The following is a 22077-nucleotide window of genomic DNA, read 5'->3' on the forward strand; positions in this document are numbered from 1 at the left end:
CCGGCTCCGGCGCCGCCCACGCCATCATGTAGAGCATCATCGACATGCCCACCGACAGCAGCACCGTGCGCGAGCTGAACAGCTCCACCGCCGCCTCGCGTACCCCCTCCCCCATGTAGCGCGGCGAGAGCTTCAGCGCCTGCATCCACCGGGCGCTCTCCAGCGACTCCGGCAGCGTGAATCCGGCGGCCCCATACAGCTTCTCGTATTCCTCGCGTACCCGCCTCTCCAGGTCCGGCAGCCACGACTCGGGCGCTGCCCCCATTACCATCCCCGCCGCCAGCACTCCCATGGGGACCGCCGCCACCCGATGCGCTCCGGGCCTCGCCACCTGGAATTCCCCTTCCAGCGCCGCCACCACCTCCCGCGCGTCCTCCCGCGACAACAGCGCCAGCGCCGGGTTCGGCCCGAGTGCCGCATAGGTGAGCTTCAGCCCCTCTCCGTGCTCTCCCTGGTAGGGACTCACCCGCACGGGCTCCAACACCGACAGCCGCGCTTCGACTTCGGACGGTGCTGCCTGGACCGCCAGCGGCACCAACAACAACCAGAGGGCGGGCAGGATTCGCGAGTGCATGGGCCGTGATTGTCCCTCCTCGGAAGGCGGAGACACCAGACCCGGCTACACCCCATGACCGCTCCCCTCCGGGAACGCACGACCCGGCTCACACTGCCAGCATAGCGCTGGGCCTACCTGTGAATCAGACCTCGAGGAATTTGATGCCGGTGATGCCCGCCTCCTCCATGGCTTGCTTGACGCGCTCGGAGACGATGAGGACCACCAGCCAGCCCCAGGGCCGGAAGATGTTGGCCTCCCCGATCTTCGCGGGGTCCACCTTCAGCCCTCGGACGTTCTTGTATCCGCCCAACTTGTCCGGGCGGTTGTGCTCCGGTAGCCAGTAGAACACCTCTTCACATCGGGCGTCGTCGATGCATCGGATGACTTGCAAGGTGTTGAGGATGAACCAGGGTTCCTCCTGCCCGTCTATCTCGACAGGAATGAACTGGACCTCCTTCTGAATCCCCAGACGCTCGAAGAGCGATACGACCCGGCGGTGAACGACGGGAATGCCCATGGAACAAAGGGAGAACTCGAGAGCCACGCCCGCGCGCTTCAAGGGAAAGCGGATCGGCCCTTCTATTTCGAGGACTCTTCCCTCGTTGAACTGCCAGGTGTCGATCCACTCGCCTTGTGCATCCACAGGCATCTTCAAGTGCCAACGCCCTGGGATGTACATGTCGTCATACATTTCGTAGCACTTCATCTGCGCGGTCATGGCGTCCTCGTGGCGAGCTTGTTGAGCTTGGAGCCCGGCTTACAGACTTCTCCTGCAATCTTGTATAGGCGCAGGCACGCCATTCCCACGTTGTAGAGCTCCGCCGCCGTGTATGTCATCAGCAGCCCCAGCGTCACCGTCGCCGCACGAGTGTCCTTCCTCTCGAGGGTGGGGAACACGCGGGAAACGCCACCGCGCACCGTCACCCGTGGCGCCTCACGGCTGGTGGACCGTTCCCACCGCTTCTCCCTGGAGGAAGCGCTCCACCGTGTGGAGCACCTCGCGGTCCGACATGAGCGCCACGTGCTCGGCGGCGCTGTCCACGCGTTGATAGGGAATGGGCAGCACGGGCAGCGCTCGCGCGGACAACACGGAGCCATCTCCATCCGCGCGCGGCGGGTGCTCCAGGTCGAGCTTCCCGTCCACCATCCGCATACCGCTCACCGTGGACCGCCCCGTCCCCACCACCACGAGCGTCTCGAACGGAGGCGGCGGCAGCCCCGGCCGGGGCGCGAGCGCCTCGTGCAGCTCCCGGTGCGCGTCCAGCATCCGCACGAGCTGCGCCCGGTAGGCCTCGTCCTCGCGCAGCGCCGGGTCCGCGAAGGGTCCCCAGCCCTGCTTCAACCAGACGGCCGCATCAAAGGCATCCAACTCCACCGGCCTGCCCTCGGCGTCCACGAAGAAGTCGCTGCGCTCGGGCAGCAGTTGGAAGGACGAGGCGAAGGTGAAGAGCGCCTCGGGTGCCATCAACGCCCGGTTGCGCATCGTCTCGGTGCCCACCAGCAGGTCATCGAAGATGCCCGGGCCCCCGGTGAACGGCGTGCCGATGATGACCACGCGCTTCACGTGCCCGGCCCCGGCCCACGGGCGCTCGCCAGCCTGGGCGCCACCGTGCAGCAGGCAGTGCATCGTCACCAGCCCGCCCATGCTGTGCGCCACGATGTTCACCTTCCGCTGCCCTCCCCCTTCCGCCACCAGCTGCTCGATGCGCGCGCACAGCGCCCCAGCGCTCTCGCGCACATCCTTCCGCCAGTCATAGGAGAACGGGACGAAGCCCGGCAGGTGCTCGCGGCCGAACTCCATCGCCGTGCGGTACGCGTCCACCGAGATGAACAGCGCCGACAAGCGCGTGAGCGGACCGTCCGGCCGCAGGGGGCCGTAGCCCGGCACCGGCCGCTGTCCCGGAAAGGGCAGCGCGAGCGTGCGCTCTCCTCGCGAGAGCGCCTGTCCCACCGTGAGCCAGGCCCGCTCGGGCTCCGGGCCCTCGGTGACGAGGAAGCTGCCGCGGTAGCCGGGAACGAGCAGCGTCACCTCGTCTCCGGTGGGCGGGGGCACGGTGACTCGGGCGACGGAGCAGCCGGTGAGTACCGTGCCCAGCAGGAGCAGCAGGAGGCGCGAGCGGTGGAGTGTCCTCATGGCACGCAGCTTCCGGGGGAAGCCCCTCGCTCGCAAGGCTCCCGTCCCTCCGCCCGGCGGCCAGGCGTGCGGGCCCCGGGCATGCCGCCGCCATCCGCTGAAACCCCAGAGCACCATTCGCACCTTCGGTCCAAGGAGGTGCCAGATGGCGGACGATCCGGTGGAGAAGCTGCATCAGCACGAGCGGGAAGAGGAGCGGCGGCGGTTGCGCGAGCTCGAGGCCAGGGACCTGGAGGTGGAGGCACAGCGCGGCCCCCGTCCCCTCGAGGGCTATGCCGGAGGCCACACCACGTGGGCGAGCAAGCAGGACGACGAGGCCGCCGCGGAGGTGCATGCCAACGATGCGCGGGACTCCTGGGAGGAGAGCCAGCAGCAGGTGGCGCGTCTCTCGCCCGAGGCCGAAGCCGACGCACCCGTGCGCGAGGACGAGGACACGTAACACCCCCCAGAAGCCCTCACGCCTCGTGAGGCCCCGCGTCAAGGACGGCAGGGCTCTCCCGGAATTCGTGGGATATTGAAACTTGCCGTCTTGCTTGTTTCTCAAGAATTGAGGTAGCCAGGGCTTGCCCGTCCCCTCTGGAGGCAAGCCCATGCTGACCCGCCCGTGGTCCGTCCTACGTTCGCTGCTGCTGCTCACCGTCCTGCTGCCCGCACTCGCCGGGGCACAGGGGCTGCGCTTCACCACCCTGGACATCGGCCAGGGTGACTCGGGGGTGCTCATCGCGCCCGGAGGCTGCGTGGCGCTGTTCGATGGCGGTCCCACCGGCTCGGGCACCACCATCAAGGCCTACCTCAAGTCGCTGGGCGTGACGCGCATCGACATGGTCTTCATCTCGCACCTGCATACCGACCACATGGGCGGTATCGACGAGGTGGACGTGGGCACGAACGCGGTGCCCATCACCCAGGTGTACGACCACGGCGGCACGTACTCCTCCACCGCGTACACGGAGTACAGCAGCCACTTCGCCGGCAAGCGCACCACCGTGCGCAAGGGCGACACCTTCAGCCTGTGCGGCCAGGTGACGCTCTCGGTGGTGGCGGCCAATGGCAACGGCGTCTCCACCACGGACGAGAACACCAAGTCGGTGGTGGTGAAGATTTCGTACGGCGCCTTCGACGGCCTGGTGGGCGGAGACCTCACCGGCACGCCCGATGACGTGGAGTCGCTCATCGCCACGCAGGTGGGCCCCCTCGAGCTCTACAAGGTGCACCACCACGGCTCGCGCTACTCGTCCACCAACCCGCTGCTGGACGCGACCAACCCCACCGTGTCCTTCATCTCCGTGGGCAGGGACAACACCTACGGCCACCCGACGGTGGAGTGCCTGGACCGGCTGACGGCGCACAACTCGGACATCTGGCAGACGGAGGACCCGGCCATGAACAAGGCGCTGGGCCACATCGAGCTGACCTCTTCCGCGGATGGCAGCACCTTCACCGTGAAGCAGGGCACCCAGAGCGTCAGCTACGCCTCGAAGGGCGGCGGCACCGACACCACCGCGCCCACCGCTCCGAGCGGCCTGAGCGCCAGCGCCGCCTCCGCCAGCCAGGTGAACCTGAGCTGGACGGCGTCCACCGACAACGTGGGCGTCGCCAGCTACAACATCTACCGCAGCACGGACAACGCCAACTTCGTGGCCGTGGCGAGCACCACCGGCACCACCTACTCGGACACCGGCCGCGCCGCCAGCACCACCTACTACTACCGGGTGACGGCCGATGACGTGGCCGGCAACGAGTCCGCGGTCAGCAACACCGCTTCCGCGACCACCCCGGCCGCTTCCAGCCCGGCCAAGGTCATCATCAATGAAATCCTGGCCAACGAGCCCGGCAGCGCCACGGACGGCGAGTTCGTGGAGCTGGTGAACGTGGGCGGCACGTCCATCGACATCAGCGGGTGGACCGTCTCGGACGCGACGTCGGTGCGGCACACCTTCCCCACGGGCACGGTGCTCGGAGTGGGCAAGGCCATCGCGGTGTTCGGCGGCTCGACGGGGATTCCCGCGGGGACGCCCAATGCGGTGGTGGCCTCCACCGGCACGCTCAGCCTCAACAACACGGGCGACACGGTGACGGTGAAGAACGGCGCCACGACCATCAACGCGTACACCTACGCGAGCTCGCTGGCCGCGCAGGACGGCGTGTCGATGAACCGCAGCCCCGATGCGAGCGCCACGGGCGGCTTCGTGCTCCACACCACCCTCTCGTCGCTGAGCGCGTCGCCGGGTGAGCGCGTGAACGGCAACGCCTTCTGACACCAGGGCCGCGCGTGGCTCCCGTCCCGCCCGGACTGGAGCCGCGCCGGACCCGCCTCCAGGGATGACGGCATATTCCGTTTGATGGGGATTGTGCCGTTATCCTGGATGATGATTGTCATACGCCCGGGTGGGCTGGTACGGTGCGCGCGCATCACAAACCCATGCAGTGGGAGAACCCCATGCTCGCGGGAATGAAGCGACTCGTCTTGCTGGCCACCCTGGGCATGGCGGGCCAGGCCCTGGCGGATGGCACCAATCCCTATCACCTGGAAGCCAACGTCGTGAGCCCGTTCGACTACACGGGCGTGGTCACGTCGCCCGCGCCCTACCACCACGTCGTCTTCGGTGGGGACACGGCTTTCGATGTCGCCCTGCAGAGCGGCTCGACGGGCGGCACCAATGTCTGGTTCGACGTGAGGCCCCTGAGCCCGGCGACGGCCATCCGCGGGGTCGTCCTCTCGGGAGGAGCCAATGCACCCGTGCCCGCCTGCGCGAGCGGCAACTACTACGATGGTGGCTATGTGGTGCAGATCGAAGTCCAGGCCTATTACAACGGCACCTGGACGCCGATTGGCTGGGTCAAGTACGCCCACGTGGACAACATCAACGTGAGCAACGGCGCCGTCATCAGCAACTCGTACCGGTTCGCCTCGGCCACCTGGCAGTACAACGGGAGCTGCTCCACCGCCCCCCACGTCCACATCGAGCCGTACAACTACCGGCACTACGCCTGCTACACCAACCTCAGCCCCTTCGCGTACTACGACACGCTGGCGCGCGTGGGCGGCGGGCGGCTCGCCCTGCAGCAGTGCCCCTGAGCCAGCACCTGGGGCACACCTCGCTGGGAGCTACCTCACCCGAGCGGCGCCCAGGTCCAGCACCGCGGCTGACCTGGAGCATGGAGCACCCGGGCACGCACGGAGGGCTCATCGGCTCGTGAAAAGGAGCGCGTCCGGCACGGGCTCGCCTACCTCCACACCCATCCATCCGGTACCCACCCCGTCCCGCACCGGACCACCCACTCATGGTCCGTGCCGGGCACGCATCTAGAACCTAGGTACACTTCGGCCGGGCACCACCCCCCGTGGAAGTGCCCGGCCGGACAGCGCGGCGGAGGACGGGGGCTCGCCCGCCACCCGGCCCCTCCTGGCTCAAATCTGGAGGCCCGCCACGAGGCCCGGCCACACCTGCACGCGCGCGCCGTTCGAGTGGAAGACCTGGCCCTCGCCGAACCGGTCCATGCCCTCGAGTTCCTCGCCGTTGAAGGAGAGGAGGGTGTTGGCCGTCACGCCGCCGAAGAGCGCGAAGTGCCTGACCGGCTGGAAACCCGCCACGAGGCGCAGCTGGGTGAGCAGGTGCTGGCTGGAGTCGATGAACCGGCCCTCGTGCAGGCTGCTGGCGAGCGCGTCCACGTCGAAGAAGAGGAGCCCGGCCGGAATGTGTGCGCCAAGGCCGAGGCCCGCCGCCCAGAGGCGCTGCTGGGTGGCGCGGCTCGGACGCAAGCCCACGGTGAACAGCGTGTGGAAGTACCGGCCGCCGAGCTTCAGCGCCACGTTCGTCATGGCCATGTCGCTGTACCAGACCTGCACGTGGTGCTGGCCGTTGCCCACGAAGTTCAGCAGGCCGAGGTTGAGCCCCTCCGCCTCGCCGGCCACGTTGATGAGGCCCAGCTGCACGCCCTTCATCCGTCCCGCGATGTTGAGCAGGCCCACCTGTGCACCGCTCACGTCACCGCCCACGTTGAGCAGCGAGAGCTGGGCGCCCTCGAGACGGCGCGCGAGGTTGAGGCCCGAGGAGGCCTGCACGCCCACCAGGTCCGGAGCGAGGTTGAGCCACGTCGCCGCCTGGAGACCCCAGGCCTTACCCGCCGCGATGTTGAGGCCCGAGGAGAGCTGCGCACCCACCATCTCGCCGGCGGCCACGTTCACGCCCAACGACGCCTGCCAGCCGTGCATCGAGCCCCCGGCCACGTTGAGGCCCAGCGCCATCTGCGTGCCCTTCACCTGGCCCGCGTAGTTGCCGCCCAACGCCAGCGAGGCACCGCTCAGCTCGCGATCCACCCAGTTGCCCAGCATGGCCACGGCCAGGCCATCCACCCGGCCCACGTGCGTGGTGATGATTCCGATGGCGAGGCTGTTCACCACGTTGCCACTGTCGAACCCGTTGTTGCTCAGGCCGGGCAGCAGGGCGAGGCTGACCGGGATGCGCACTTCCTTCTCGGGAGTCCGCTGCGCCACGGCCTCCTGCACCGGAGCCTGCGGCACGGAGGCCTGCTGCGGCACGGAGGCCTCCTGTACGGGAGCCCGAGGCTGCACCGGGTCCGGCTGCGGCGCGGGAGCCTGCTGTACGGGGGCGTCCTGCGCGGGAGCCTGCTGTACGGGGGCGTCCTGCGCGGGGGCCTGCTGCACCGGAGCCTGGGGCGCGGGCGCCGGCTGGGAGACCTCCACCGGGGCGGATGGGGGGGACTCGGGAGCCGGCTGCTGGGCGCCCGCCGAGAACGACACCAGCGCCGCCATGACACCTGCACACACCGAACGCTCGAGCTTCATCGCAAACCCTCTTCCTGAACTGAACCTCTCGGCGACTGGAACACCGCTCCCTCCAGCAACTGTCACCTGCCCCGCTCACGATTCTTCCCGGCCCTCCTTCCGAAAGTACCTCCTGGGGCAGCCGGCGGTGACGTGCCCCATTCCAGCCACGAGCAACCCGCGCCACCTCGAGGACAACCTCCGCGCAGGCACCGGGCGGCTGCCCGACGCGAAGACCCGGGCCCGGAGGGTGGAGCTGCTCGGCCTGTAGCAGCGCGGCTCAGTCGTCGAGCTGGGACTCGAAGACGAGCTCGCCCTTGACGGTGAGGATGAGGCCGGTGCCCATCTCGCCCTCCTCGTCGTCACGGCCGTGCTCGAGCTGCTGCGACTCCTCGTCCCACTGGCCCACGTAGTACTCGCCCCCGGCCACCATCCACGCCATGTCCCCGGCGACGAGCGTCTCCACCGTGTCGCCCTTGTCGCTGGTGGCGCGCAGGAGGCTCCACTCCGTGCCGTCCTCCTTCAGGTTGGACACCACCTCGGCGAGCTCCTCGTCCTGGGGCATGCCACCCTCCTTGGGCGGCTCCACCTTCCACTTGCGCTCGTCGGCCTTGGGCTTCTGCGCCATCCAGCCCTTCACCAGGTCGCGCATGGCCTGCTCGGCCTTGTCCTGCAGGCCCTTCATGGTCGCGGGCAGGCCCACCTCGTCGAGCGCCATCAGCGCCGTCTCCAGCTGGATGGCCTTCAGGGCCCAATCGTTCATCGCCGACTTCAGCATCGCCAGTCTCCTCGGGCCACGTCCGGCCCTTCTTTCCATCCCGGGGACGTCCCGCGGGCACGGCGCGTGCCCCTATCACGTTCCTTCCGGGGGAGGCCGTGCATTCGGCGCACATCCTGCGCGCCGGGATGTACGGAAGCGCACGAATCGCGCCCGGTGCCTGACATTCCGGGGCGGGGTGGCTGGCACGCGACTTCCAAGAGACGTCAGGCTGGAGGAAAGGAGCAGCTCCCATGTCCCAGACAGCGCCCAGCACCGGAGAAGGAGAGAGGAGCCATCCGCTCTCCTCTATCGAGTTGCAGGGAGCCTTCGACGCCCGGGCCGCGCGGGAGGTTTTGGAGCTCCTCCAGCGCCAGGCCAGCGAGGGCCAGGTGCTGCTGGACTTCGGCAAGGTGAGCACCTTCCAGGACTTCGCGTTGAATCTCCTCGTCCAGGGCTTGAGCCGGATGCCGGAGCTCCACCTGCGCACGCGGGGGATTCCCGGCCATCCGGCGCGGGTGCTCCAGTACCTGAACATCGACCCGCACACGCTCGCGCCCACGCGCCACAGCATGCGTTGCCCGGCCTGTTTCCCGGCGCGCGACGACCGGGACCTCGACGACTGACGGCTTTCTGCACCCGGCGCGAAAGCGCATTACACTGCGGCCCTCCTCAACCCCCGCCATGGGAGGGACCCAGCACTGACCAGAGCCCTGTTCGCCGGCCTCGTCCTGTTTTGTCTGCCAACGTTCGCGCAGGAGACTCCCGTCGCCGAGCCACGAGGGCTCGCGGCGGTGAAGGCGCGCGGCGAGTTGTTGTGGGGTGCCGACGCTCAAGGTGGCGCGCCCTACGTCTTCCAAGACCCGATGGATCCCAACCGCCTCATCGGTTTCGAGGTGGACCTGGCCGAGGCCATCGCCGGGAAGCTGGGCGTGCGGGCGAGGCCGGTGCTCGGCCCATGGGACTCGCTGCTGGAGCTGCTGGCGCGCGGGGACTTCGACGTGGCGCTCAACGGGATTGAAGTGGCCGAGGAGAAGAAGCGCGTCTGTGATCTCTCGCGCCCCTACTACGCGGCCGCCGAGCGGCTCACGGTGCGCCGGGGAGACACGCGCGCGCCGCACACGCTGGCGCAGGTGAAGGGCCGTCCGGTGGGCACGCTCCCGGGCTCGCTGGCCGAGCGCATCCTCCGCCGCGAGGGCGCCCAGGTGAAGGCGTACGAGGGGGGCCAGGACGAGATCTTCGCGGACCTGAAGCTGGGCCGCACGGACGCGGTGCTGCTCGACGAGCCCATCACCCGGTACTACGGCGCCATCGACCCGGACCTGGAGGTGGTGCCGGGCACCTTCGGCGAGGTGCGGTACGCGGTGGCGGTGCACCAAGGCCAGGAGGAGCTGCGGCAGGCCATCGACGCGGCACTGGCGGATCTGGCGCGCGAGGGCACGCTGCGCACCCTCTACGAGCGCTGGGGCCTGTGGAACGCCGAGACGGCGCGGCTGCTGGGCGACCCGGATCCAACGCCGCGGGGCGTGCCGGAGCAGTACGAGTCCTGGCGGGCCTCGGTGGGGAAGATGCCGCCCTTCCTCGAGCGCGTGCGGGAGCGCTACCCCACCACGCTGGTGCTGTTCGCGCGAGGGGCGCTGATGACGCTGGGCGTGTCGCTGCTGGCGATGGCGCTCGCGGTGGCGGTGGGCGTGGTGCTGGCGGTGACGCGCGTCTTCGGCCCGGCGCCCCTGCGCTGGCTGGCCACGGCCTATATCGAGGTGGTGCGGGGCACGCCGCTGCTGGTGCAGCTCACGCTGGTGTACTTCGGCCTGCCGCAGCTCGGCCTGCGGTTGAATCCCCTCACGGCCGGAGTGCTGACGCTGGGGCTCAACTACGCGGCGGCCGAGGCGGAGAACTACCGCGCGGGGCTCTCCAGCGTGCCCTCGGGCCAGCACGAGGCGGCGAAGGTGCTCGGGCTGACACGGTGGCAGACGTTGCGCCACGTGGTGATGCCCCAGGCGGTGCGCATCTCCCTTCCGCCCATGACGAATGACTTCATCGCGCTGCTCAAGGACAGCTCGCTGGTGTCGCTGGTGACGCTCACCGAGCTCACGCGCACGTACCTCAACCTGGCCAACGCCATGCGAGACCACCTGGGCCTGGGGCTCATGGTGGCCGCCATCTACCTGCTGCTCGGCCTGCCCTTCGCGCACCTGGCGCGCACGGTGGAGGCGCGGCTCGGCCGTCACCTGAAGGAGGTGGCGCGATGATCCGCGTCGAGGACGTGCGCAAGCGTTTCCCCGGGACGGCCTCGGCCACCCTGGACGGGGTGTCCTTCTCGCTGGAGACGGGCCGGCTGGCGGCCATCCTCGGGCCGAGCGGCTCGGGCAAGTCCACGCTCCTGCGCTGCATCGTCGGGCTGGAGCGGCCGGACGCGGGGACCATCAACCTCGGCGGGCAGGCGGGGCTGGTGTTCCAATCCTTCGAGCTCTTCCCCCACCTCACGGCGCTGGCCAACTGCATGCTGGCGCAGCGGCTGGTGGCGAAGCGCTCGCGCGCGGAGGCGGAGGCGCGGGCCCGGAAGCTGTTGGAGGAGTTGGGGCTGGGCCACCGGATGGACGCCTACCCGGAGATGCTCTCGGGAGGGCAGCGGCAGCGCGTGGCCATCGCCCGGGCCCTGGCCATGGAGCCCGCGGTGCTGCTGTACGACGAGCCCACGAGCGCGCTCGATCCCTCCCTGCGCCGCGAGGTGGTGGAGACGCTGCGCCGCGTGGGCACGCTCGGAATGACGCAGCTCGTGGTGACGCACGACGTGGGGCTCGCTCGGGCCTCGGAGGTGGTGCTGGTACTGGACCAGGGCCACCTCGTGGAGCTGGGCCCTCCCGGGCAGGTGCTGGATGCGCCCCAGCACGAGGCCACACGCCGGCTGCTCGCCCAGGCTCACGGCTGAACTAGCGGAAGCTGACGACCTCGATGCCCTTCTCCGTCCCCACGGCGAAGCGGCATCGGGCCGGGTCCAGCGCGAATGGCGGCAGGCGGGGAAGGTGCCGGATGATGCTGCTGGCCTGCTTCCCCGTGGAGAGCTCGGGCCACTGCTCCACGACCCGGCCCGTGGCGAGCTCGATGAGGCGCGGGTGCTCGTAGAAACCCACCACGTACCCGTCCATCACCATCATCGTGCCCATGGGACACCCCGGCTGGACCACGGACAGGAAGCGGCGCTCGGTGAGCGAGTACACCCCGAGGCCCCCCTCTTCTTCCGTCTCGCTCCCTTCCAGACCCCAGAATCGGGCGACGAGCGTGTCCTTCTCCCCGAAGGCCGCTGATTGGACCTCCACGAACGAGTCCCCTGGCGCGAGGCCCTGGGGCTGGTCGAGTGACTCGGGGTGCTCGAGCGCGCGCGCCACGTCGAAGACATACGCCACGTCCACGGGATGCCAGAGCCACCCCGCGCTGAGCAGGTAGCGGCCATCGCGGCTGAACTGGAGCCGGGAGTGGAAGATGTCCGGAGACTCGCTCTTCCGCCGGGTGAGCCGCTCGCCGGTCTCGACATCCTCGAGCTCCAGGCGGCAATACTCATCAGGACAGTGCGCGAGGAGCGTGCGTCCACTCGGGAGGGTCACGAGGGCGACGGGATACTCGTAGGCGTCGGCGTGGTAGCAGCTGCGGTTGATCTCCCGCTCCACCATGCCCTCCTTCACCACGAGCCCCTTCGTGCCGAGCCTCTCGTAGATGACGGCATACCGGCCGTCCCGGGACATCACCGCGCTGTCGAAGCGGTAGCCATAGCGGACAGGAGGCTCGACGACGCTTCCGTCCAGGCCATGGCGGTTGCCGCCGGAGATCCAATCCACGAGCGCATCGCCGCTCCAGCAAAGGGATTGGGGCGCACAGGGGGTAGGAATGAGTTTGCGTTCGGTTCGCATGCCGCCGGGACGAACGGCCGGCGAGAAGCCTGACACGAGCCGCCGGTTTCCCGCCTGGAGACCCACGGGGCGAGCAACCGCGCCTGGTTGCAACGGCGTCCCCCCGTACTCAATGACGAGGGAGGCCCTCTACCTCGTGGCGAGGCCCTCGGGAGACGTGATGCGGCAGAGGATCGACGATTACGCCTTGCTGGGGGACTGCCACACGGCGGCGCTGGTGGGCCGGGATGGCTCCATCGACTGGGCCTGCTTCCCCCGGTTCGACTCGCCCTCGGTGTTCTGCCGCATCCTGGACGTGCGCCGGGGCGGCTCCTTCCGGGTGAGCCCCGACGGCCCCTTCCAGTCCCGGCGCCGCTACATCGACGACACCAACGTGCTCGTCACCACCTTCACCACGCCCACCGGCGTGCTGGAGGTGACGGACTGCATGCCCATCCGCACCAGCGGCTCGCACGCCGCGCGCCTGGGGACACGGCACTCGCTGCTGCGGCGGCTGCGCTGCACCAGCGGGCACGTGCACGCACGCGTGGTGGTGGCGCCGCGCTTCGAGTACGGGGCCTTCGTGCCGCGCATCCGCCTCACCTCGCCCCAGACGGCCGAGCTGGTGGGCGGCGCGGACGCGCTCTGGGTGACGGCCACGCGCCCGCTGGTGGCCCACGACAACGCGCTGCGCGCGCGCTGGCGGATGCGCGCCGGGGACGAGGCCTGGGTGGAGTCGGCCTGGACGCCCTCGCTCGTGGAGCGCACCCCGGCGGAGATGCCGGACCTGGCCACGATGCGCCGGCGGCTGGAGGACACCGTGGCCTTCTGGCGCGAGTGGATTTCCCACTGCGCCTACGAGGGCGAATACTCGCATGCGGTACGCCGCTCGGCGCTGGTGCTCAAGGCGCTCACGTACGCGCCCTCGGGGGCCATCGTGGCGGCGCCCACCACGTCCCTGCCCGAGGAGCCCGGGGGCGAGCGCAACTGGGACTACCGCTTCACCTGGCTACGGGACACCACGCTCACGCTCATCTCGCTGATGCTGCTGGGCTACCAGGAGGAGACGCTCGCCTTCCAGCACTGGCTGGAGCGCACCAGCGCGGGCCGCGCCGAGGACGTTCAAATCATGTACAGCATCCGCGGCCACCGCCTGCTGCCCGAGGTGGAGCTGCCCCACCTCGAGGGACACCAGGGCTCGCGGCCCGTGCGCGCCGGCAACGGAGCGGTGAAGCAGCTGCAGCTCGACGTCTTCGGGGAGCTGCTGCAGGGCGCGTGGCTGTCCTCGAAGCTGGGCGTGCGGCTGTCGTCCAAGCACTGGAGCTTCCTGCGCGGCCTGGTGGATGACGTGTGCGTGCGCTGGCGTCAGCCGGACCAGGGCCTGTGGGAGATTCGCGACGAGCCCCGGCACTTCCTCCACTCGAAGCTGCTGTGCTGGGTGGCGTTGGACCGGGCCATCCGCATCGCGCGAACCCGCCGGCTCCCGGCCCCGGTGGGCCGCTGGGCCCGCGAGCGCGCGCTGCTGCGCGAGTACCTCCTCCAGGAGGGCACGCGCCTCGGGTGGTTCCCCCAATCGGTGGGCTCGGACCGGGCGGACGCGTCGGTGCTGCAACTGCCCGCGCTGGGCTTCCTGCCCTCGGCGCATCCGCTGGTGAGCCGCACGGTGAAGCACGTGCGAGAGCACCTGGAGAAGGGCGGACTGCTCTTCCGCTACCACGCGCCGGACGGCCTGAGCGGCGGCGAGGGCACCTTCCTGCTGTGCTCCTTCTGGTTGCACGACGTGCTGGTGCACTCGGGCCGGACGGAGGAAGCGGAGGAGCTGCTGCGCCACCTGCTGAGCCTGGCCAACGACGTGGGCCTCTACGCCGAGGAGGCCATTCCAGGCACGGGCGAGGCCATGGGCAACTTCCCGCAGGCCTTCACACACATGGCGCTGGTGGCCTCGTGCGCGCAGCTCTCCGCGGGGCGGAGCTTCCAACTGCCGAGGCCGGGCGCGTATGACTACGCCGACTTCGCGCTCACCTACCACCTCGGCCGGCGCTCCATCTTCATGTCCCACTTCTCGTGGGAGGCGGCGCACTGAGCCGTCGCGAGACTCGTTTGGGACGCCGGCTAGTAGCCCAGGCTCGGATCGTACCGGGGCGCCAGCAGCGAGGGCACCACCTGCTCCGTCACGTCCTTGCCCCCGAGCAGGTTCGTGGCGAGGCACAGGGGCGTGTAGATGAAGCCCCAGGGAATCCCCCACCAGCCGAGGAACAGCGACAGCAGCGTGTAGCCCAGGCTCAGGCCGAACGTGCCCTGCCCGGCCCGGATGAAATACACGTCCGAGGAGCGCCGCAGGGTCGTCACGAAGAACGAGACGCAATACTCGAAGACGACGAACCTACCGCCGCGCCGCAGCTCGTCCTGAACCTGCGCCGTGGACAGGCCGTCCATTCCAAGGATGCCAGCCATACAGCCCCCCTGTCCGAGATTGCGGCCGCTGCCGCGAAGAACAGTGGAATCAGCGTACATGGGTGATGCCCGCCTGCACAGTCACGCGGAGAGAGAAGAATCGCGACCGCACGACAAGCAAGGGACGCCCAATACTCCGCGTACAGGAGCAATCCGGTCACACCTCTCAACGGTGAAGAGCCCCACTCTCGCAGTCCGGAAATCCCCTGCATCCTCCCCGCCGTTGGCAACCCCGCCCCCAGGGCCTTCCTAGAGGGCCGGCGAGGGAACGTCGCCGTCCGCGCTCCTGCCAGCCCCACCCGCCCTGCTTACCGTGTGGCTTTGGGAGGCACCACCCATGGCCACGAAGAAGACGGAGAAGAAGGACCCCACCGCGCACCTGGGCGAGCTCATCCACGGCATCAAGGTCGCGATGATGACGACGGTGGAGGAGGACGGCACCCTGCGCGGCCGCCCCATGTGGACGCACGACCGGGACTTCGACGGCGAGCTGTGGTTCTTCACCCGCGAGCACTCGCCCAAGGTGGACGAGGTGGAGCGCGACCATCACGTCAACCTCTCGTACTCGGAGCCGGGCAAGGACCGCTACGTGTCGGTGAGCGGCATGGCCCGCCTGGTGCTCGACAAGGAGAAGGCGCGCGAGCTGTGGAGCCCCACCCTCAAGGCCTGGTTCCCCCAGGGCCTGGATGATGCCGAGCTCGCCCTGCTGTGCGTCAGGGTCACCAAGGCCGAGTACTGGGACACGCCCAACAAGCGCATGGTGCAGCTCGTGGGCTTCGTGAAGAGCGTCCTCACCGGCGAGCCGTTCCGCCCGGGCGACAACGAGAAGGTGAACCTCGACGACTCCGGCGCCGCGCTGCACTGACACGGCCCCGCTGCACTTTTCCAGCAAGCGTCACGAGGGCCCGGGCCGGGATGAATACCGCCCGGGTCTTCGCGTCGGAGAAGGGGTGGATTCGCACGCGAGCGTGGAATCAAACTCCGCGTGAAGCGTTATTCGCCCGCCGTCCCCCTTTCCCACCGGAGGTAGTCCCTCATGACGAAGAAGCTCCTCGGCGCCATCCTCGTTGCCGCCACGCTCGCCGCTCCCGCCGCCGCGCTCGCCTGCGAGGGCGAGAAGCACGCCGATGGCAAGCCGTGCGCCTGCGACAAGGCCAAGCACGACGCCGCCGCGAAGGCCGACACCACGTCCGACTTCAAGCAGGTCTCCATCGCCCAGGTGGCCGACCTGCAGAAGGAGAAGAAGGTCACGGTGCTCGACGCCAACAACGCCGACTTCCGCAAGCAGAACGGCATCATCCCCGGCGCCGTGCTCCTCACCCACTTCCAGAAGTACGACGCGGCCAAGGAGCTGCCGGCCGCCAAGGACGCCAAGCTCGTCTTCTACTGCGCCAACACCCAGTGCACCGCCAGCCACGCCGCCGCCAAGAAGGCGCTCGAGGCCGGCTACACCGACGTGAGCGTGCTGCCCGACGGGCTCCTCGGCTGGAAGAAGGCGGGTCGGCCCACCGCCTCCCTCGCGCCGCAGAGCTGACGCACCGCCGCGAGCGCGCGCCTCACTTCACCGTGAGGTGCGCGCACCGTGGTGCCCGGCGCCCCTCCCCTCCCCGAGCGCCCGCGGCCACCGGGGCGCTATGCTGCGCGCGCCATGAGCACTCCCTTCGCCGAGCACTTCCCCGCACTGCGGTCGGGTTTCAGCTACCTCGACAACGCCGCCGGGGCCCAGGTGCCCACCCATACCCTCCAGGCCCTCACCGACTTCCTCACCCGCGGCAGCTGCAACGTGGGCCAGCCCTACGCCGCCTCCGTGCGCGCCACCGAGGTGAAGGCCCAGGCCCGCGCCGCCACCGCCGAGTTCCTCCACTGCCAGCCCGAGGAGGTGATGCTCGGCACCAGCGCCACCGCCCTCACCTTCCAGCTCTCGCGCGCCTTCAGCCGCGTGTTCCAGCCCGGGGACGAAATCGTCATCTCGGAGCTGGAGCACGAGTCCAACGCCAGCCCCTGGCGCTGGCTGGAGGCCCAGGGCGTGGGGGTGAAGGTGTGGCGCGCGCGCTGGCCCGAGGGCCGGCTGGAGCCCGCCGACCTCCGTGCGCTGCTCACCCCGCGCACCCGCCTGGTGGCCGTCACCGCCGCCGCCAACTCCGTGGGCACCGCGCCGGACGTGGCCGCCGCCGCCGAGCTCGCGCGCTCCGTGGGCGCGTGGAGCATCATCGACGCGGTGCACGCCAGCCCCCACCTGCTGCCCGACGTGAAGGGCTGGGGCGCGGACTTCGTCACCTTCTCGCCCTACAAGGTGTTTGGCCCGCACCTGGGCTGCCTGTACGTGCGCGGCGAGCTGCTGCCCCGCCTGCCCGCGGACAAGCTGTGGTTCGTCCCCGACGACAGCCCCCAGAAGTTCGAGCCCGGCACCGCCAACCACGAGGGGCTCGCCGGCTGGCTGGGCTCGCTGCGCTACGTGCGCGAGGTGCTCGGCGGCGGCGTGCCCGGGCGCGCGGGCCTGGAGCAGGCCTTCCGCCGCATCGAGTCCCTCGAGCGCCCGCTGCTGGAGTCCACCCTGGAGCGGCTGCGCGCCCACCAGCGCGTGAAGCTGTACGGCCCGGCGGAGGCGAAGGGCCGCGTGGCCACCTTCTGCTTCAACGTGCCGGGACTGCCACCACGCGCCGTGGCCGAGCACCTCGCGCGTCACGAGGTGGGCGTCGCCGCGGGCCACTACTACGCCACCCTGGCCATGCAGGGGCTGGGCCTCATGCCCGAGGGCGCGGTGCGCGTCTCGCTGCTGCACTACAACACGCAGGCGGACGTGGACCGGCTCATGGCCGGCCTGGACTCGCTGCCCTGAGAGGGCTGACGCGAGCGGTGGCCCGACCAGCCCCATCAGGTCGGGCCATGTGTCCCAACCTCACGCTCAGCGGGTGAGCGCGGTGGCGATGACGTTGAGCACCTTGAGCTGAGCCGGGGAGAGGTTGCGCAGCGAGCGCGCCAGCTTCCTCAGGTCCGCGGGGCGCTCCTCCCGGGGCGGCAGCGAGTCCACCCAGGCCGTCACCTCGGAGTGGCTCAGGCTCAGCAGCGTGTCCGAGGGAATCTTCAGGGCGATGCTCAGCCGGCGCAGCGTGGGGACGCTGGGCATCATGCCTCCGCGCTCGATGCGGCCATAGACGCCGGAGGCGAGGCCCACCTTCTCGGCCGCCTCCGCCTGGGTGAGCCCGGCGCGCAACCGGGCGGCCCGCGCCGCCGCCCCCAGGGCCAGTGCCAGCTTGTCATCCATGCGCTGCTGCGAGGGGGGCGGAGGGGTGGTGCGTTTCGATGCCATGGTGCCTGACGTCCAAAGAGACGTTGGAGGACATTACCCGAGAGGCCAACCCGCGCCTAGGGACTTGCGGAATCTCTTTTCCCTCGGGGCCACCCCCCGAGAGCCCAACAGCCTCATGACCGCGAGCGTCGCCTCCCTCCCGGGCGGCCGCGGAGGGTCCGGGAGGGCGAGCGCCTCCTGCTGGAGCCCCGCCCGCGTGCCCACGTTGACGTCAGGCACCTGACACCCAAGGAGAGGGAACGATGGCCGGCAACAGGAAGACACGTCTGGCACTCGCGGGATTGCTCGCCACCTCGGTGGCGTCAGGCACTCTCGGGTGCCAGCGCGCGGACGCCGAGCCGCGCGCGCAGGACATCCTCCAGCAGCAGCAGGAGCAGCAGCAGGGCGGGGACGCCCAGCAGGATTCAGCGGACGATACGCGCTCGCGGGACAGGGGCACCGGAGACACGGGCCGCGGGGACGACCAGGGCCCGCTCGACGAGCCCGGCACGGGTGGTGCGGGCACCACGGACGAGGGCATGACGAACGAGCCCGGCACCAGCGGCTCGCGCGGCACCGGGGGCGCCGGCGTGTTCGACGAGGACGAGGGCGTGCTCCAGCCGGGCGTGAATGACGAGGGGCTCGACGACGACGAGGGCCAGGCCGATCAGGACACCGTCAACCCGGGCACGCGCCCGCCGCCCGAGCGCTAACCCGCTCCCGCCCGGCGCTTCCCGGACTCGGCCGCGCTCACGCCGGGGCCGGGAGGCAGGGCGATGCGCAGGATGAGCTCGCGCCGGCTCCGGGCCAGGTCCAGCCGGCGCTCGAGCACGGTGCGCTCCTGGCGGACCTCGCGCGGCGGGTGGGCGGTCCGGGCCGCGAGGTCCACGAGGCGCTCGTTGATGGCGCGCAGCTCCTCGTCGAGCAGCACGGGCTGGATGAGGCGCGGCACGTTGGGCTTGCTGCGCACGGCGTAGTGGTTGTTGTCGATCCACACCGGCAGCACGGACATGTCCTCGAGCGCCACGGGCGCGCCCGGCGCGGGCCGCGAGAGCGAGAGCCGCAGCAGCAGCGAGTCGCGCTTGCGTCCGTCCTCCCCCAGGTGGCGGCCGTGGATGAAGTACCTGTCCTGGTTGGCGACGAGGTTGCCCAGCGAGAAGGCGACGAGCGTGTCACGTCCGGTGGAGGTGCGGTACGTCTCGACGGGCTGCAGCACGTGCGGATGGTGGCCGACGATGGCGAGCGCGCCGGCCTCCAGCAGGGCCCGGGCGAACTTGCGATCCTCCGGGTGCGGCGTGTGGTGGTACTCGGTGCCCCAGTGGATGGCGACGATGAGCGCGTCGCAGCGCCGGGACGCGGCGCGCACCAGCTCCACGGCCGACTCGGGAGCCAGGCCGCTCTTGAGCGGCTTCTTCCCCGTCACGTAGGGCACGAAGGCGACGTGGGGCGAGGTGTCCGGCTCCATCGGGTTGCGGGCGCCGTTGAGCCACCGGGTGAAGGACAGGAAGCCGATGCGCATCCCGTGCTTCTCGACGATGAGGGGCTCCCACGCCGCGGCCTCGGAGGTGCCCGAGCCGACGCCCTGGAGGCCCGCCTCGGCCAGTTGTGCCCAGGTGCGCGCAACGCCCGCGCGCTGCTGGTCATAGGCGTGGTTGTTGGCCATGGACACCACGTCCACCCCGGCGGCGGCGAGCGCGTGCAGCATGGCGGGGGGCGCGTCGAAGAGGAGCGGTCCCGTGCGGGCCTTGGGGTTCGCGCTGACGGGCGTCTCCAGGTTCACCATGGCGATATCGGCGGAGCGCAGCGTCTGGGCGAGGGGCCCGAAGACATGGTCCCAGCCCTCGTGGTTGAGCGACCGGGCCGGAGCGGCATCTCCCGGGTCGGCGCGCGCGTGGTCGGCCGCGGACTCCTTCACCTCACCATGGGGAATGACGTCGCCCCCGAACACGAGCTCCACGCGTTCGGGCGGGGTGGCACACAGCGAAGAAGCGAGCAGCAGCGCCGGGACGAGCACGCCCTCACGCTAGCCGAGCAGGCGGCCAGGAGGACAGAGCCCCCCGGCCGCACTCAGGGTGCGTCGGAGACGGGCTGCTGGATGCGGGCGCCCCGGAGCGCCGGCTGCTTCCGGGCCCGGAGGACGGCGTCCCGGAACGGGTGCCTCCGCTCGCGCAGGTACCAGGGCGCGTTGATGACCACGACCTGCGGCCCGCCCCGGAACAGGAGCATCATCTTCAGCACGGTGGCCGTGTGGCTGTGCAGCAGGTAGTGGTACCAGCGGTGCTCGATGAGCTCCGGCACGAGCACGGCGATGAACCGGTCCGGATGCGCCTTCGCGAGCTTGCGGATGTAGCCCAGGAGCGGATCCACCACCTGGCGGTACGTCGAGCGGAGCACGACCAGCGTGGGCACGGGGAGCCCCGCGGCCTTCAGGGGCGCTTCCACCCGCTTGCGCCAGCAGCCGTTGAGCTCAGCGCACTCGTGGACCTGCGCGCGGACCTGGACGGCGTGAACCTCGGGGGAGATGGTGAGCGCGAACTGCAGGGCCTTCTCCGTCACCAGGTCCAGCCGCTTGACGGGCACCACCACCACGGGCTCGGGAGCGGGGACCACCTGCATCGGCTGGTCGGTCCCGGTGGCGCGCTCCACCCGCTCGTAGTGGCGGCGCGTGGCGCTGAACAGCAGGAAGGCCAGGGGGATGAACACGAACGTCATCCAGGCCCCCTCGGTGAACTTCGACACCGCCACCACTCCGAGCGTGAGGGCCGTAGCCCCCGCGCCCACCGCGTTCACCACCCGGTAGTGCTTCGCGCGCGGGTCGGTGCTCCGGCGCCAGTGGAACACCATCCCGAACTGCGACAGCGTGAAGGCCAGGAAGGCGCCCACGGCGAACAGCGGGATGAGGTGGTCCGTCACGCCGCCGAAGGCCACCAGCAGCACCGCGGCCAGCAGGGAGAGGATGATGATGCCCGTCGAGTACACCAGCCGGCGCCCCGAGTGGGAGAAGGCGGCGGGCAGGTGGCCTTCGAGCGCCAGCAGCCGGCACAGGCGGGGGAAGCCCGCGAAGCTCGTGTTGGCCGAGAGGCACAGGACGGCGACGATGGCCGCGATGGTGACGTAGTAGAACACCCCGCGTCCGGCGACGGCGGAGACCACCTGGGACAGCACGCTCTGGTAGCCCGCCTGGCCTGGAGGCGTCGCGCCAATGCCATAGGCGTGGCTCAGCAGCGCCACACCGCCGAGGAGCATCGCCAGGATGCCCACGATGCCCGCGAGCGTCCGCTGGGCTCCCCGGGCCCGGGGCTCGCGGAAGATGGGAACGCCATTGCTGACCGCCTCCACGCCCGTCATCGCGGTGCAGCCGCTCGCGAACGCGCGCATCAGCAGCCAGAGGCTCGCGGTGGCCGTCCCGGTGGGAAGCCGCGGCGGTGGCACGACGGCCGCCGGGTGCCCTCCCGAGGCGACGAGCTTCACCACGCCCATCAGCAGGGTGAGGCCCAGGCAGCCGACGAAGAGGTACGTGGGCACCATGAAGAGCATGCCCGCGGTGCGCAGGCCGCGCAGGTTCACCAGCGTGAGCAGCCCGAGCAGCAGCAGGCACAGCAGGAGCATGTGGGGGAAGAGCGCGGGGACGGCGGACACCAGCGCTCCCACGCCCGCGGAGATGGCCACCGCCACGTTGAGCACGTAGTCGAGCGCCAGGGCGGCGGCGGCGAGCAGCGCCGGTTTCGTCCCGAGGTTCTCCCGGGCCACCGAGTACGAGCCCCCACCGTCCGGGTAGGCGGCGATCGTCTGCCGGTAGGAGAATTGAACGATGAGCAGCAGCCCCGCGATGATGGCGATGAGCGGGCCGATGTAGCGGCTGCCCGCCGTGCCCAGCACGAGCAGCACGGTGAGCGCGGCTTCCGGTCCATAGGCCGCCGATGCGAGCGCATCGAGCCCGAGCACGGGGATTCCCGCCAGCGGCCCGAGCTTCTCCTCTTCCGCCTCGTCATCCGGGATGGGCTTCCCGAAGAGCAGTTCCTTCCAAGACATATTCGAAAGTAGTGAGGCCCCCTCGCGGGTGGTCAGTGTTCCAGAGGACAACAATGCCCGCCTCTCATCCCACCTTTCGAGTAGGAGCGAAGCCCCTACCTTCCTCGTCGAGCAGGAATGGAAGAGTTCCGCTTCCAGGGCGGGCGGTCAGGTGAGCGCCGGGGCGCCGGGCTCCCGCG

Annotated in this window: 20 protein-coding genes and 1 pseudogene; 11 read left to right on the forward strand and 10 right to left on the reverse strand. The window is 70.1% G+C overall.

The window, feature by feature from the left end; all coding sequences use genetic code 11:
* The 3 genes and pseudogenes from ACJ8AN_RS02365 to ACJ8AN_RS02375 form a co-directional block, all read right to left on the reverse strand.
* Positions 1 to 574 (reverse strand): annotated as a pseudogene (locus tag ACJ8AN_RS02365) (hypothetical protein); the annotation flags it as partial.
* A 124-nt stretch (positions 575 to 698) separates the two neighbouring features.
* Positions 699 to 1274: an imm11 family protein gene (locus ACJ8AN_RS02370; RefSeq protein WP_407753552.1), complete on the reverse strand. Its 576-nt coding sequence runs from the start codon at positions 1272 to 1274 to the stop codon at positions 699 to 701.
* A 216-nt stretch (positions 1275 to 1490) separates the two neighbouring features.
* Positions 1491 to 2690, reverse strand: a complete 1200-nt coding sequence (locus ACJ8AN_RS02375) for an esterase/lipase family protein (RefSeq protein WP_407753553.1) — start codon at positions 2688 to 2690, stop codon at positions 1491 to 1493.
* A 145-nt stretch (positions 2691 to 2835) separates the two neighbouring features.
* Between ACJ8AN_RS02375 and ACJ8AN_RS02380 the strand changes: the two genes are divergently transcribed.
* The 3 genes from ACJ8AN_RS02380 to ACJ8AN_RS02390 all read left to right on the forward strand — a co-directional run bounded on the left by ACJ8AN_RS02380 (position 2836) and on the right by ACJ8AN_RS02390 (position 5769).
* Positions 2836 to 3129, forward strand: a complete 294-nt coding sequence (locus ACJ8AN_RS02380; RefSeq protein ID WP_407753554.1) for a hypothetical protein — start codon at positions 2836 to 2838, stop codon at positions 3127 to 3129.
* A 151-nt stretch (positions 3130 to 3280) separates the two neighbouring features.
* Positions 3281 to 4948 (forward strand): lamin tail domain-containing protein, encoded by a 1668-nt coding sequence (locus ACJ8AN_RS02385; RefSeq protein WP_407753555.1) that lies wholly within the window; start codon positions 3281 to 3283, stop codon positions 4946 to 4948.
* A 182-nt stretch (positions 4949 to 5130) separates the two neighbouring features.
* Positions 5131 to 5769 carry a hypothetical protein gene (locus ACJ8AN_RS02390; protein WP_407753556.1) on the forward strand — a complete coding sequence of 213 codons (639 nt, stop codon included), beginning with the start codon at positions 5131 to 5133 and terminating at the stop codon, positions 5767 to 5769.
* A gap of 333 nt (positions 5770 to 6102) precedes the next feature.
* Here the strand turns inward: ACJ8AN_RS02390 and ACJ8AN_RS02395 are convergent, their stop codons facing one another.
* Together ACJ8AN_RS02395 and ACJ8AN_RS02400 are read right to left on the reverse strand one after the other, a co-directional pair.
* Positions 6103 to 7500, reverse strand: coding sequence for an LA_2272 family surface repeat-containing protein (locus ACJ8AN_RS02395; RefSeq protein ID WP_407753557.1), 1398 nt, complete (start codon positions 7498 to 7500; stop codon positions 6103 to 6105).
* A 259-nt stretch (positions 7501 to 7759) separates the two neighbouring features.
* Complete coding sequence (locus tag ACJ8AN_RS02400; protein WP_407753558.1) at positions 7760 to 8257, reverse strand: hypothetical protein; 498 nt, start codon at positions 8255 to 8257, stop codon at positions 7760 to 7762.
* Between the two features lie 233 nt (positions 8258 to 8490).
* On the opposite strand from ACJ8AN_RS02400, the gene ACJ8AN_RS02405 reads away from it, so the two are divergent.
* From ACJ8AN_RS02405 to ACJ8AN_RS02415, 3 genes are all read left to right on the forward strand, one after another.
* On the forward strand, positions 8491 to 8862 hold the full coding sequence (locus ACJ8AN_RS02405; protein WP_407753559.1) for an STAS domain-containing protein: 372 nt from the start codon (positions 8491 to 8493) through the stop codon (positions 8860 to 8862).
* A gap of 168 nt (positions 8863 to 9030) precedes the next feature.
* Positions 9031 to 10488, forward strand: a complete 1458-nt coding sequence (locus ACJ8AN_RS02410; RefSeq protein WP_407753560.1) for an ABC transporter substrate-binding protein/permease — start codon at positions 9031 to 9033, stop codon at positions 10486 to 10488.
* Positions 10485 to 11168 (forward strand): amino acid ABC transporter ATP-binding protein, encoded by a 684-nt coding sequence (locus tag ACJ8AN_RS02415; RefSeq protein WP_407753561.1) that lies wholly within the window; start codon positions 10485 to 10487, stop codon positions 11166 to 11168. The genes ACJ8AN_RS02410 and ACJ8AN_RS02415 overlap by 4 nt, the downstream gene beginning before the upstream one ends.
* Before the next feature lies 1 nt (position 11169).
* On the opposite strand, the gene ACJ8AN_RS02420 is transcribed toward ACJ8AN_RS02415, so the two are convergent.
* Positions 11170 to 12072: a hypothetical protein gene (locus tag ACJ8AN_RS02420; RefSeq protein WP_407753562.1), complete on the reverse strand. Its 903-nt coding sequence runs from the start codon at positions 12070 to 12072 to the stop codon at positions 11170 to 11172.
* Positions 12073 to 12304: 232 nt separating this feature from the next.
* Between ACJ8AN_RS02420 and ACJ8AN_RS02425 the strand changes: the two genes are divergently transcribed.
* Positions 12305 to 14206 carry a glycoside hydrolase family 15 protein gene (locus ACJ8AN_RS02425; protein ID WP_407753563.1) on the forward strand — a complete coding sequence of 634 codons (1902 nt, stop codon included), beginning with the start codon at positions 12305 to 12307 and terminating at the stop codon, positions 14204 to 14206.
* 29 nt (positions 14207 to 14235) lie between these two features.
* Here the strand turns inward: ACJ8AN_RS02425 and ACJ8AN_RS02430 are convergent, their stop codons facing one another.
* Positions 14236 to 14577: a hypothetical protein gene (locus ACJ8AN_RS02430; protein ID WP_407753564.1), complete on the reverse strand. Its 342-nt coding sequence runs from the start codon at positions 14575 to 14577 to the stop codon at positions 14236 to 14238.
* Positions 14578 to 14914: 337 nt separating this feature from the next.
* Between ACJ8AN_RS02430 and ACJ8AN_RS02435 the strand changes: the two genes are divergently transcribed.
* From ACJ8AN_RS02435 to ACJ8AN_RS02445, 3 genes are all read left to right on the forward strand, one after another.
* Positions 14915 to 15442, forward strand: a complete 528-nt coding sequence (locus tag ACJ8AN_RS02435; RefSeq protein WP_407753565.1) for a pyridoxamine 5'-phosphate oxidase family protein — start codon at positions 14915 to 14917, stop codon at positions 15440 to 15442.
* A 171-nt stretch (positions 15443 to 15613) separates the two neighbouring features.
* Positions 15614 to 16111 carry a rhodanese-like domain-containing protein gene (locus ACJ8AN_RS02440; protein ID WP_407753566.1) on the forward strand — a complete coding sequence of 166 codons (498 nt, stop codon included), beginning with the start codon at positions 15614 to 15616 and terminating at the stop codon, positions 16109 to 16111.
* 114 nt (positions 16112 to 16225) lie between these two features.
* On the forward strand, positions 16226 to 17416 hold the full coding sequence (locus ACJ8AN_RS02445; protein ID WP_407753567.1) for a cysteine desulfurase-like protein: 1191 nt from the start codon (positions 16226 to 16228) through the stop codon (positions 17414 to 17416).
* A gap of 66 nt (positions 17417 to 17482) precedes the next feature.
* Here the strand turns inward: ACJ8AN_RS02445 and ACJ8AN_RS02450 are convergent, their stop codons facing one another.
* Positions 17483 to 17887 (reverse strand): helix-turn-helix transcriptional regulator, encoded by a 405-nt coding sequence (locus ACJ8AN_RS02450; protein WP_407753568.1) that lies wholly within the window; start codon positions 17885 to 17887, stop codon positions 17483 to 17485.
* A gap of 242 nt (positions 17888 to 18129) precedes the next feature.
* On the opposite strand from ACJ8AN_RS02450, the gene ACJ8AN_RS02455 reads away from it, so the two are divergent.
* Positions 18130 to 18579, forward strand: a complete 450-nt coding sequence (locus ACJ8AN_RS02455) for a hypothetical protein (RefSeq protein ID WP_407753569.1) — start codon at positions 18130 to 18132, stop codon at positions 18577 to 18579.
* Here the strand turns inward: ACJ8AN_RS02455 and ACJ8AN_RS02460 are convergent.
* Both ACJ8AN_RS02460 and ACJ8AN_RS02465 read right to left on the reverse strand, forming a co-directional pair.
* Positions 18576 to 19880, reverse strand: a complete 1305-nt coding sequence (locus ACJ8AN_RS02460) for a CapA family protein (protein ID WP_407753570.1) — start codon at positions 19878 to 19880, stop codon at positions 18576 to 18578. The two genes, ACJ8AN_RS02455 and ACJ8AN_RS02460, sit on opposite strands and share 4 nt — an antisense overlap.
* A 53-nt stretch (positions 19881 to 19933) precedes the next feature.
* Positions 19934 to 21898 carry an APC family permease gene (locus tag ACJ8AN_RS02465; protein WP_407753571.1) on the reverse strand — a complete coding sequence of 655 codons (1965 nt, stop codon included), beginning with the start codon at positions 21896 to 21898 and terminating at the stop codon, positions 19934 to 19936.
* Positions 21899 to 22077: the final 179 nt, after the last annotated feature.

Origin of the sequence: Archangium sp. (assembly GCF_045802675.1) — a bacterium.
Taxonomy (GTDB): Bacteria; Myxococcota; Myxococcia; order Myxococcales; family Myxococcaceae; genus Archangium.